This window comes from Paenibacillus alba (genome assembly GCF_013204855.1).
Classification (GTDB): domain Bacteria; phylum Bacillota; class Bacilli; order Paenibacillales; family NBRC-103111; genus Paenibacillus_E; species Paenibacillus_E alba.
Genome location: NZ_JABMKZ010000075.1, coordinates 1 through 12,584 on the forward strand (window position 1 = coordinate 1; position 12,584 = coordinate 12,584).

The window sequence follows — 12,584 nt, forward strand, 5'->3', positions numbered from 1 at the left end:
TCTTGATGACTGCGGTTGCACAGAACATCAAGAAGATAGCGCAACACCTCGCCAGAAAGGATGGGCTTGGCTCAACCCTTCTTAACTTGTTCTTTTTCACCTCAAAACCGCTAAGGTCCCGTTTGATTTCATAGTTTTTTTGTGAAAACTAAGGGTTACTCAACAGCCTGGATTATGCAGGCTTTTTGAGCTTTTCCTTCCTAGATTCGGGAAAAGGTCTCCAAAGGATGCATAATCGCAGGCTTTTCACGGTTTTGCTGATTCTCGAGTCGAAAAGGATGCACATTTGCAGGAATTTGCAAAAAAGTCAATTCCCCTGCTTCTTCACAACGCCCATTAAACCATGCAAGGTACTAACAAAATCAGTTCCGGACATATGCCCTAACCCTCCGTAAGCACAGTCCAATTCATTGTACGCCATGACCCTGTCTCTTCGAATACTGGGACCATAAATGAGGATCGGAACGGGATCGCCGGTATGTTCCCCGATTTCACACGGGGTGGAATGATCTGCCGCAAGCGCAAGGTACGTATCGTCCGGCAGCATTTGCAGGATGTTGCCTACCATCTGGTCGAACAGCTCGATCGCTTTGGCTTTCTCGAACGGCAGGTTATCGTGCCCTTTCACATCGGGTGCTTTCATATGCACATAGACGATATCATTTTCAGCAATTTGTTCGATGGCCAGCTTGGCTTTCAAGTGGATATCCGTATCGATATTGCCCGTCATCCGGCTATCGGTAATCATCTTGAACCCAGCGAGCTGAGCAACGCCAAGAACCGTGCTTTCCCCTGCAATACAGCTCCCTCGGATCTGAAGCTGCTCGGCGATAGGCTCAAGCTCGGCCATGCGTCCCGCTCCCCGAGTCAGAATAAAATTCGCAGGTAGCTTCCCCTGCTCCATCCGCTCTTTATTTACAGGATGATGCCTCAAGATTTCATGCGCCTGAATAAGGAAGCGATTAACAATAGAAGCGGTTCTGATCGATTCCTCGGAAGCATCCAGCGGCTCTATCACCGCAAACGGCATCCCGTCATTCGGTGCTTTAGGATCTGAATCGCTGATTTTCTCGCTTAAGCCCTCGCCCCGCAAAACCATAACAGCGCGATGCTCCGTCGCCTCTTTGACATATACCTCTACCCCGTCAATCACCATGCCGCTGACAGCCTCAGCGATCAGATTCGTTTGCCTACGTATTCGGCCAGCCCGACGATCAATGACGATTCCCTTCTCGTCTACCGTCGCAAAATTACACCGCAGCACAACATCTCCCGGCTTAATGGTCATCCCGATTCCCAAAGCTTCAATCGGCCCGCGCCCAGGGTAATGATGCGGCTGATAGCCGAACAGGATAAGATGCCCCATATCCGTACCCACCGGAATGCCGGGCCTAATTAAATTCATCATGCCGGTTATCCCTCTAGTCGCAAGGTAATCCAAATTGGGCGTTTGCGCATATTCCAAAGGTGTTTCCTGGTTGAGCAAAGGATGAGGACGGTCTCCCACACCGTCAGCAATCGCCAAAATCACTTTTCTTTTTAGCATGGTTTCCTCCGAAAATGTGTTTTATAATCCCAGTATTTTAAACCAGGTAAAGATGGATAAGCTGATTACGCTTGCACCGATAAAGCACGTCACAATCGCATATTTCACTTGATCCAGCACGGAAAAGTAACCGGTTCCGAAATAAATCGTATTCACTTTGGAATGCGGCGGCAGCGTAATCGTATAGGTCATCGTCATCGCAGCAGCTAACGCCAAAGGCACTGGGTCCATTCCTAGAGACTTGGCTAAGGCGATAAACGCTGGGATTAGAATCGTTACCCGCACCGTTTTGCTCGTGAAGATGAGATGGCTGTACATACTTAGGAACACAACCACCACGTACACCAAGACATGATTCATCTGCTCCAGTCCCAAAAAGCTGACTACCTTCTTGATGATCCACTCCGCCCCCTTGGATTTATCGAGGGCATTGCCGACCGCATATGCTCCGGCTGCGAAGATCATAAGCTCCCATTTGATATTGGCTTCCTTCCAGGTCAGCACCCCAATTCGGGGAAGCAGGCAGAAAAGCGCGGCAAGCACGGCCGTCTGCTCCGTACTGATAGCGAAGCCAAACCAATCTTTTTGGTAATCCCCAGTAGCCCATAGGATTACGGTGCAAACAAAGATGACCAATGCCTTTTTTTCATTCAATGAAAAGGAACCCAGTTTCTTTAATTCATCCTTCAGCATGCCCATGGCATCTTGGAAATTGGACTCCCCTTTGAAAGAGAATAGCTTGAGTCCGATGAAAAATGTCAGCGCCATGGTAATGATTGCCGTAGGCATGGAAGCGAGCAACCAATCCATATAGCCGATATGGCCGCCCGCTTGTTCATTAATGAAGCCAACTGCGATAATATTGCATGAGGTGGCCGTCATCACGCCGGAGGTCGCAATCGCATCCGCTTGGACCCCTTGCAGCATCATCACTTTGCCCAAGTTGCTTTTACCAGGCATAGCTTTGTATACCTCCAGCAAAATCAAGCAAATCGGCACCATCAGTGTAGCTCTTGCTGTTGTCGAAGGAACGAAAAAGGCGAGCACAAAGTTAATAATAATCAGGACGAGCAGCGTCCTCTTGGGTGTTTGCCCGAAGCTCGTGACCATCCATAGCGCAAATCTTCGGCCCAGATTCGATTTCATCATGGCAGAAGTGAGAATGAAGGCTGCCACCATGAGCCAAATGACGTCGAAGCCTAATGTCCCGAAGGCGATCTCTTGATCCTTCACAGCTCCGGTTAACGGAAGCAGCAAAATAGCCATAATCGATGTTAAATAAATCGGAATCGGTGTCGTGATCCAAAGAATCAATGAAGCTGTAAAAATAGCAATCGCTTTCTGAGCTTCTAGCGTCAGCCCTGCCGGCGTAGGCATGAAAAATAAAAGCAGCCCCACAACAGCCGCAAGCGGGATTCCCCACTTTTGCATCAAATCTTCCACTTTGCTTTTCTTCTGGAGAGGTGGTTCCTTGCCATCCTTTTCAGTGGCAGCTAGGATTTGGGTCATCGTACATTCTCCTCAACTCATTAATGTATTCGCTTTCAAACCAGTATACCGATGAGGCCGGTTTCTCACTTCCTGCTGAGCAATCCCTCCTATCCACATCATTTGACATCCCCTTATTTACCTGGCAACAGTTTCATTATAAGAATCGAGTTACTATTATACAATTTGATTGTATTTTGATTATAATAAGATAATCTTATAGTTCTTGGACGAATTATAGTTATCGAATGAATGGTGGTGGCAAGGCATTATGAACGTCAACAAATTACAGACCTTTATTACGCTATCCGAATGTCTTAATTTTACGGAGGCCGCTGAGCTGCTTTATTGCTCTCAACCGTCTGTCAGTATGCAAATTCAGAGCATCGAAGAAGAATTAGGCGTTCCCCTTTTTGACCGAATCGGAAAAAAACTTTACTTAACGAAGCAAGGCGAGCAATTCAAGCCCTACGCCGAACAAATCATTAACTTGCTTCACTCGGCTAAGGACCATATGAGGCAGCTGGAGGATCTATCCTTCGGAACCTTATCTATCGGGGCAAGCAACTTTGTCGGAGTTTATCTGCTTCCCAGCATGCTGCGCACTTATTCAACTTCCTTTCCCAATATTAAAATCAATATGAATATCACGTCTTCCAACCACCTGCTTCACATGCTCGATACGAATAAAGTGGATTTCTTAGTGCTGTCCGATCGCGTACGGATTGACGAAACCCGCTATCAACGGACCACTTTTTATCAGGATGAGCTGGTTCTGATCGTGAATCCTTTGCACAGACTGGCGCAGAAGAAGGAATGCACACTGGAAGATTTGGTGAATGAAACCTTGATTCTGAAACCGGATAAATCCGCTACACGTCTTTACTTAGAAGATCAATTTAAAGAGCATGGATTCGCCCCTCCCAACTATTTGGAAATCAGCAATTTGGAAGGCATCAAACAAGGCGTCATTCATCATCTAGGCGTCTCCATCGTTTCCAGCTTCGCGATTCAGCAGGAAATTAATCATGGCTTGCTGGTTAAAGTGCCTGTCCAAGGCATTCAATTTCTACGGGGGATTAGTTATGTCCATCATCGCAACAAGCATTTTTCGCCAGCAGCCAAACAGTTCCTTCCACTATTGAAGCAGCCCCAATCATGAGCAGCATATGCCTAAAGCAAATGAAAAAACCGTCCGAGAGCAGTCTCTCGAACGGTTCTATTAATTCGCCTTCGCTGCGGCGGTCCTTGACACTTTCATAGAAGCCAATGCATAAACGATCAGTGCTGTCCAGATGAAGGCAAAGCTGACGAGGAGCATCGGAGAAAACTTTTCTTTGAATACGAATATACTGAGCAGCAATGTGATGGAGGGACCAATGTATTGAATGAATCCCAGCATCGAGAGCGGAAGACGGGACGCTGCTTTGGCAAACCACAGCAAGGGCAGCGCAGTTGCCACACCTGAGAGCAGCAGCATGATCAAAGAGAGCGGCGGCAGTGACCACGCGGAATCTTGATGAGCGGCATGCAAGTAAATAATATAGGCGAGGGCTATCGGAAAAACAACCGTCGTCTCCCCTGCAAGTCCAATCGAGGCATCATAGGAAACTCTCTTTTTCACCAGACTATATAAGCCAAAGGTAGATGCTAATGTCAGAGAAATCCACGGGAATCGGCCATAATCAATCGTTGCCAGGATAACCCCGACTCCTGCCAGAGCAACCGCCAGCCATTGACTGCCCGTTGGCTTCTCCTTCAGAAAAAGTACAGCCAACATAACATTAAACAGCGGAGTAATATAGTAGCCAAGACTCGTCTCGATCACATGGCCGTTGTTGACAGCCCAAATAAAGATGAGCCAATTGGAGCTAATGAGAATGCCGCTAGCCCCGATGAGCAGCAGTATTCTTCCATTCGTCGCGATCTTGCGAATTTCCGGCCAGCGCCCCTTGCTCAGCAGCAAGAAAATAGCCATGAACACAAAGGACCACGTAATTCGGTGAGACAAGATCTCCCCTGCAAGCAGCGATTCAAACGATTTCCAATATAATGGCAGCAAGCCCCATGCGATATACGCAAGGATAGCGTACCAGAGTCCTTTTTTCATAGTAAAATCCTCTTTTCAGATGTCTAGCAACACAAAACAAGCAACGTTATTATTGTGCTTTGGCCACCGGTCAATTTTCAGTCGTTCTATTGTAACATAGCGTGTCTTCTTTTGTCCGTATTATCTATAAATTGGCGGATCTGCTCTTCGCTGCTAAGACGGCATGAAAAAACCTGCGCACACTCATCCAAACAACGGTGAACGGCACGCAGGCCTAGAAATTTCTTTTATTCATTCCGGTAGAAAAAATTGGGCAGCTTCACTTCATTAGTATAGTGCTGATGAAACACATGCGTCGTCGCCGGTGACAGAGGTGAAATTAACCAAGACCAGTCACCGGTTACATCTCGTCCCGTTTTCTGTTCGTTGTCTTCAAACCGCTGAAACTGTCTGGCAGCCGTATGATGATCCACAATGGCTACTCCTTGCTGCTGATAGGAATGCAGCACGGCGATATTCAGCTCAACCAAGGCACGATCCTTCCACAAGGACGCATCCCGCCGGGTATCCAGCCCCATAATTGCTGCCACATGCGGCAGCAGATTGTACCTGGCCTCATCCGCAAAGTTGCGCGCGCCAATCTCGGTTCCCATGTACCAGCCATTAAACGGAGCTGCGGTGTAGGAGATACCGCCGATTTCAAGCCGCATGTTCGAGACGATCGGCACGGCATACCATTGCAGCTTCAACTGCTCGAAAGCCTCTATTTCCGGATGCGAGATACGTACTTCCAAAACTAAGTTGCTAGGTATTTCGAACAAGCGTGGCGCTCTTTCTCCGATTTGAACGACGAGCGGCAGCACATCGAAGTGAGTTCCCGCTCCTTGCCAACCAAGAGCTAGGCATTGCTTCGTAAAATGCAAGGAGGCCGGGTCGCCTACCAGCCCTTCCTCCGTCTCATAGCAAGCATAGCGAATAAGCTGTTCATTCCAGATCTGAAACGCCTCGCCCTTGTCATGCACAGGTGGAAAGATGGTCGTCACCGGGCGAATTTTCCCGCCATTGGTCGCGACTTCGATATGCTTGAAAAGCGCCTCAGCCATCTGCTCTTCGGTCACAACATGCCGCGCATCGTGAACCCTCAGCGTCTCCCAGAACAATCGCCCAATACAGCGGTTGCTGTTGCGCCATGCCATTTTGGCACCGTGCTCCAGCTCTTCCGTCGTATGCTCGTAGCACCCCTTGTGCTGGATGGCTTGTGTAATCTCTGCTAGGCGGCTGTTCGTTTCAGCTTCGCTTTTGCCTAATTCGCTATAACATTCTTGGATAAAAGGGATTGCCTTCACCAGTAGTTGATCCTGAACTTTCATGCGTAGGACTCCATTCCAATATTCATGGCAGCTGGCTCAGGATGATATCCCCTTAACAGCTCCCTTTATGTGATCTTACAATTGTGCGCTGAACTGTTCTGGAATATAAACGATTTGGGATTTGGCAACAATCGTCAATTCGCCAGTTTCCTCCGCATAATGAACCGAATCGTCGCCTACATAAAACCATAATTTCTTCGTGGGCTCATTTTCGATGTCTTGAAAGATGAATACATTCAGCTCATTTTTCCATTTCAAAAGCTCAGCAATGTTCTCAGCTTTCTCTATTTGCATGGTAAAAATCCACTGGTCTTCGACCTGCTTCCACGTATAAGGGATAGGATTTTTGCCTGTATCAATAAATGCTCGACCGCCTACCGCATGCTTCACCAAAAAGGTTTCCTTCATTGCCGCAGCCTCCTTCCTCCATTATGGCAGATCTATCAACATGAAATGAGTATCTTCCAACGCTTGGATGGTGACGGTTTGTTCAGCTTGCATACGCGCACTGTCCTTCGTTTCCAAAACAACCTCATTAGCTGAACATTTGCCGCTGATCACCATGAAAAAAATGCGGCGATTCTCGCCTTGTGTGAAAACAAGCTCTTTCCCTGCTTCCAATTTGCTCAAATAAATACTCATATCTTGATGAATCTTCGCTTGGTGCTCCCCGCCTTCAGGCGTAACCACAGGCAGAAGAGCATTGATCATCGCGTCAGGCTCGTAGGTGACATTTTCAAAAGAGGGCTCCATCCCCCGCTTCTGCGGCATAAACCAAAGCTGGAACAGGCTCATCGGCTCCGTTTCCGATGCATTGTATTCGGCATGAATGACGCCGCTACCCGCAGACATCCGCTGTACGCCATTGGCTGCTGTTACCGCAACATGCCCCAGACTATCTTCATGCTTAATAGCTCCGCTGAGAACGATGCTGACAATCTCCATATCGCTATGCGGATGCGGGCCAAATCCCCGACCGGCGGCAATATCATCGTCATTGCATACACGCATAACCCCGAAACCAACGTTCTCTTCATCAAAATAATCACCGAATGAGAAGTTCTTATAGCTCTTCAGCCAGCCTATATCAGTCGCATTGCGCGTGTGCGCGGGAAATACTTGGATCACAGCAATCGCCTCCTTCATTAAGTACTCCTAGCTTAACACATTCAGACAACCCACATCCATGTCAGAACGGTGGCAGAATTATTTCGAAAACAGCAAAAAACCTCCCCCTTCACAAGCAGTGAGGTAGAGGTTCAGAAGCAAATTCTATTCAGCCAATACAGAGCCCACAAAATCTGGCGTGCCATCCTCATGCCATTTCAGCACACGCACAAAGGTGTGGCGATTGGGATCATACAAGGGATCGCCTGCAATTTCCTTGTAGTTTCTGGCATGGAAAACGAAGATATCCTCGGTGCCGTCCTCTGACAATGTGAAACTATTGTGTCCAGGCCCGAAGAGGCGGATACTTTCATCGGTCGTCAGAACAGGCGAGCTCGATTTTGTCCAAGCTTGCGGGTCCAGCAGATCAGCATCCTCCGACGCTGTTAACAGCCCCATGCAATAGTTAAAATCTGTCGCACTCGCTGAGAAGCTGATGTAAATGCGCCCTCCCCTTTTCAGCACCGCGGCGCCTTCATTTACTTTGAAGCCGATGATTTCCCAATCATATTCTGGCGTCGTAATCATGACCTGTTTGCCGCGAAGCGTCCATGGGCTGCTCATTTCAGAGATGTAAAGATTGGAATTTCCGGGAATATTCAAGTCTTTCTGCGCCCAAACCAGATACCGGGCACCACGATGCTCGAAAGTCGTTGCATCCAGTGCAAAGCTTTCCCACTCGGTGCGCAGCTGCCCCTTCTCTACCCACTCCCCTTCAAGCGGGTTAGCGGAACTATTTTCGAGCACATACATCCGATGATCAAAAAGCCCTTCATTCGTTTCCGTCGTTCTCGCAGCAGCAAAATAGATATACCACTTGCCCGCTACGAAATGGAGCTCAGGCGCCCATATATTGGCACTTAAGGGACCTTCGGCATATTTACGCCATGCCACGACAGGCTGAGCCTCTTTCAAGCCTGCAATCGTCGTCGAACGCCGCACTTCAATACGATCATATTCCGGTACCGAAGCGGTAAAATAATAATAGCCATCTGTGTGTTTATACATCCATGGATCAGCGCGCTGCTCCAAAAATGGTGTGATATAGCTGGTTTCTAGGTTCCCCATCGTGATTCTCCTTTGATACTGTCTGTGTAGTTGAGGCTAGTCATCCTCCCCCTCCCTTATCCTTTCACTCCGCCAACGGTAAGGCCCGATACAAAGAACCGCTGGAAGAAAATGAAGACGATAAGGATAGGCACGATTGCCAATACGGACCCGGCAATGAGGATGTCGTAGTTATTGCCATAAGGCGTTACAAGGCTGGACAAGCCGATCGGCAGGGTCAGCTTATCGCCTGTTTTGAGTACAATCAGCGGCCAAACAAAGCTGTTCCAGCTCGCAAGGGCTTGCAGGATCGCCATGGCACCAAAAGCCGGCGCCATAAGCGGCATCATAATTTTGAAAAAGATGCCATATTCCGAACAGCCATCAATTCGCCCGGCATCAAGGAAATCCCTGGGCAGTCCGCCGGCATACTGCCGGAAGAAGAAGATCGGCAGCGGAGCCACCACGAATGGCAAAATGACCCCGCTGTACGTATCGATCAAGTGGAAGGCAATCATTTGCTTATACAAAGGAAGCATAATAATTTCCACGGGCACCATCATGACCAGGAGGACAAGGAGGAAAATGAGGTTCCTCCCCCTAAACCGATACATCGCTATGCCGTAGCCTACCATCGAAGACAGCAGCAGACACAATGCGGTGTACACAATCGAGATCACAATACTGTTTTTGTACCAAATCAGGTACTTCTTCGCTGCTGCCGAAAATAAGAACGCATAGTTATGAAACGATAATAGTTCAGGCTGAAGCTTCACGTTGAGTCCATACCGCAGCATTTCCTTCGACGGCTTTAACGAAGCTAACGCAAGACTGTAGAACGGGAACAGCGCCAGCGCAGCAAGTACGATGAACAATAAGAGCAGCAAGGAGGTTTGCAGGAATTTATGTCGTTGTATCTGCATGCCTTAATCCTCCTTCCTGAACAATCCGAAAAATTTCAGCTGAATGACATTTAACACCATCGTAATCGCAAGCAAAGTAATCCCAACGGCCGAACCAAAGCCTAGATTGTTTTTCTCGATGCCTTCACGGTACAACAGACCAATCATGGTCAAACCAATGTCATTCGGGGAGCGGTTGCCGTTCCAGAGAATAAAACTCTCCGTAAACATCGAGTACCCGCCATAGATGGAAATCGTAATCACATAAATAGCGACAGGCTTCAATAAAGGAAGTGTAATTCGCCAAAAGCGATCCCACGTGTTAGCCCCGTCAATCTCCGCCGATTCATATAGCTCATGCGGGATGCTCTGAAGCGCCGACAGGAAATAAATAATATTAACGCCAGTGAAACGCCAAGTGGCCAGAATCACCATAACTAACATGCCTGTCGCAGAATTCGTCAACCAATTGATCGTTGGCATGCCCAGCAAATGACGAAAAGCATTCATCACCGAATCGTCCAAGCTGCCGAAAACAAGTCTGAATATAGTTCCCGCCACAACGACCGATGTGAGGGAAGGAATAAACAAAGCGGAACGGAAGAACGCACTCGCTTTAGTCAGCTTCGCATTTAGAAATACAGCAAGTACAAGCGGCAATGGAATAAGCACCAACAGCGTCCAAAACGTGTATCTGCTGCTGTTTTTTAACGCCGTGAAGAACGATTCACTCCATAAATTCTTATAATTCGTTAACCCGATGAAATGAGTTTGCCCAGGCAGCACTTCTTGAAAACTCATCATAATCGTCGATATCACCGGATATGCGAAAAAGATAAGAAACGACAGCACAAAAGGCAAAACGAATACATAGGGAGCCACCCGGGAGGAATACAGAAATTTATTCATATTGTCGAATCGCCACTCCTCTCTAGAAATGCTGCCAGCTTTGCTCAAGAGCATCCCTAGTGCAAAGCCAGCAGCAGAACGCGGGGCGTTCAGTTTACTTAATATTTTTCACGGCATCATCCAGAACTTGCTTCGGATCTTTCATATCATTAAGTGCTTGGAAGATGGTTTTCGTTTTGATGTAATCGGAAACAGCCGGCGTTTTCTCTTTGATATTGGTAGGGGCGATCTCATCCTTCACAGAAATCAGAACATCCCAAAGGTTTTTGCCAAAATAAGCAGTAAATTTATTGTCTGCCTTCAGCGCCGGATCGTTCCACACATCGGAGCGAATAGGGTCAAAGCCTAGTTGTGACCAGATCTGAATGTTGCCTTCTTTGGACAATTTGGCATAGGAGAGGAATTTCTTAGCTACATCTTGGTTTTTCGATTGTTTGGTAATAACCGTCCCTGTACCGCCCATACCGGAAGAGCGCTTCTCGCCTTGTTTGAATACCGGCATCGGTTTAATGATGATTTTGCCTTTGAGGTCAGGCATATAGTCCGTGAAACGCCCCATATACCACATCGGCATCCACACGGAAGCTGCGCCGCCTTTATTCATGAAGCCGTAATATTCCTCGGCATGGTGAAAGCCGCCTGGCGCTGTAACAGCTACTTTTTCCTTCACAAGCTTCTGCAGGTAGGTCAATGATTCTAAATTCGCTTGATCACCAAGCGTCACATTGCCGTTTTTGTCCAAAAAGTCCGAGCCGTGCTGGACTACCATGGGCCACAAGCTCCATTGATCTGTCGTTTCGACGGTCGTCATCGGTTTGCCGGTTTTCTCAAGCACTTGCTTGCCGGCCTTTTCATAATCATCCCACGTCTTAATCTCGTCGGCGTTCACGCCTGCTTTATCGAGAATTTCCTTATTGTAATAAATGACTTGTGCACCAACATGGTAATCGATACCGTAATATTTGCCGTCCTTCGCATAATTATCGAGACGGGACATCACCAGATTGGCTTTCTCCGGTTCAACAATGTCATTCAGAGCGGCCAGCTGAACATCCCCTTTTAGATAGTTGCCGATTTTACTGATCTCAATGTCAGCCATGTCCGGAGCGCCCGTTCCAGATTGCAGCGCCACCAGCAGCTTATTGTGATTATCATCATATGGGAATGTTGTCGCTTCCAATTGAACCGGCTGCTCGGGGTGAGCTTTATTCCACGACTCCGCCATGCTTTCAAAAAACTTCTGATGCAGCTCATTAAACGTCCAGAAGCTTAGCTTAACAGGCGCTGCCTTTTTGGTTGCGCTATCATTTTTGGCTGTAGCTGCCTCATTGTTTGTACTAGAGTTCGATGTACAAGCAGATAATAAAAGCATGGATGCTAAGAGTGCAGCAGACGATAATTTTAGCTTCCTCTTCATTCGATATATCCCCCTAAAGATAAATTTGATGATCCTAAAACCGTGCCCGTTACCGTGTAAGCGCTTTACACATCGAATTATATGCCATAAAAAACCATAATAATATATCCAATTGAGTATAAAATTATGTTTATTATAATTAACGACGTGAATGATGGGGATTTATTTTATAATGCAACTTTAACTTGTTCTGTAGTTCTAGCTGCTTAAAGTTTGGTTTTAGGGGCTTCTGGGTGTTATTAGGTGCTCTTATCTGCTTACTACTGCTTACTACTGCTTACTACTGCTTACTACCGATCACTACTGCTTACTACTGCTTCTTACTGCTTCTTACTGCTTCTTACTGCTTCTTACTACTTCTTACTGCTTCTTACTACCCTTACTATGGGCAAAACAGCCATTTAGCTAGTGAGACGGAACTACGATCCGCTAATTGGCCAGTATTTGCTGGAATTCACCATTTCGAGGCGGGATAGAGGATTATAGTTCTTTTGACGGCTGCCAAACGTCCAACTAATCAGCTACTTTCCCTTGCAGCTACTCTCCGCGTTCTCCCAACCATCTATCTAACTCCACCACCAGTAGCAAATCCACTCCAGAGGGAACGTCGTTCCTCTATTTTGCCAAAAACCGTGCTAAATGGACCGCACGCGGAACTCTGTTCCTCTATTTCACTGTTTCGCCCCCG

The 12,584-nt window shown here is 47.4% G+C and carries 11 protein-coding genes; 1 reads left to right on the forward strand and 10 read right to left on the reverse strand.

Annotation, left to right across the window (positions count from 1 at the left end; all coding sequences use genetic code 11):
* Positions 1-307: 307 nt before the first annotated feature.
* Both HQN90_RS37660 and HQN90_RS37665 read right to left on the reverse strand, forming a co-directional pair.
* Positions 308-1,546 carry a 2,3-bisphosphoglycerate-independent phosphoglycerate mutase gene (locus tag HQN90_RS37660; protein WP_173227943.1) on the reverse strand — a complete coding sequence of 413 codons (1,239 nt, stop codon included), beginning with the start codon at positions 1,544-1,546 and terminating at the stop codon, positions 308-310.
* 21 nt (positions 1,547-1,567) lie between these two features.
* Entirely contained in the window at positions 1,568-3,055 is a 1,488-nt protein-coding gene (locus HQN90_RS37665; RefSeq protein ID WP_173227944.1) for an SLC13 family permease, read from the reverse strand.
* 250 nt (positions 3,056-3,305) lie between these two features.
* Between HQN90_RS37665 and HQN90_RS37670 the strand changes: the two genes are divergently transcribed.
* Entirely contained in the window at positions 3,306-4,196 is an 891-nt protein-coding gene (locus HQN90_RS37670; RefSeq protein ID WP_173227945.1) for a LysR family transcriptional regulator, read from the forward strand.
* A 60-nt stretch (positions 4,197-4,256) separates the two neighbouring features.
* Here the strand turns inward: HQN90_RS37670 and rarD are convergent, their stop codons facing one another.
* The 8 genes from rarD to HQN90_RS37710 all read right to left on the reverse strand — a co-directional run bounded on the left by rarD (position 4,257) and on the right by HQN90_RS37710 (position 11,896).
* A complete protein-coding gene (gene rarD, locus HQN90_RS37675; RefSeq protein WP_173227946.1) occupies positions 4,257-5,144 on the reverse strand; it encodes an EamA family transporter RarD in 888 nt (295 codons plus the stop codon).
* A 227-nt stretch (positions 5,145-5,371) separates the two neighbouring features.
* On the reverse strand, positions 5,372-6,454 hold the full coding sequence (locus tag HQN90_RS37680; protein ID WP_173227947.1) for a nitric oxide synthase oxygenase: 1,083 nt from the start codon (positions 6,452-6,454) through the stop codon (positions 5,372-5,374).
* Between the two features lie 75 nt (positions 6,455-6,529).
* A complete protein-coding gene (locus HQN90_RS37685) occupies positions 6,530-6,862 on the reverse strand; it encodes a hypothetical protein (protein WP_173227948.1) in 333 nt (110 codons plus the stop codon).
* Between the two features lie 21 nt (positions 6,863-6,883).
* Positions 6,884-7,582 carry a pirin family protein gene (locus HQN90_RS37690; RefSeq protein ID WP_173227949.1) on the reverse strand — a complete coding sequence of 233 codons (699 nt, stop codon included), beginning with the start codon at positions 7,580-7,582 and terminating at the stop codon, positions 6,884-6,886.
* Between the two features lie 144 nt (positions 7,583-7,726).
* A complete protein-coding gene (locus HQN90_RS37695) occupies positions 7,727-8,689 on the reverse strand; it encodes a glycoside hydrolase family 43 protein (protein ID WP_173227950.1) in 963 nt (320 codons plus the stop codon).
* 56 nt (positions 8,690-8,745) lie between these two features.
* Complete coding sequence (locus HQN90_RS37700) at positions 8,746-9,591, reverse strand: carbohydrate ABC transporter permease (protein WP_173227951.1); 846 nt, start codon at positions 9,589-9,591, stop codon at positions 8,746-8,748.
* Positions 9,592-9,594: 3 nt separating this feature from the next.
* On the reverse strand, positions 9,595-10,479 hold the full coding sequence (locus HQN90_RS37705) for a carbohydrate ABC transporter permease (protein WP_246363035.1): 885 nt from the start codon (positions 10,477-10,479) through the stop codon (positions 9,595-9,597).
* A gap of 94 nt (positions 10,480-10,573) precedes the next feature.
* Complete coding sequence (locus tag HQN90_RS37710; protein ID WP_173227953.1) at positions 10,574-11,896, reverse strand: ABC transporter substrate-binding protein; 1,323 nt, start codon at positions 11,894-11,896, stop codon at positions 10,574-10,576.
* Positions 11,897-12,584 lie beyond the last annotated feature (688 nt).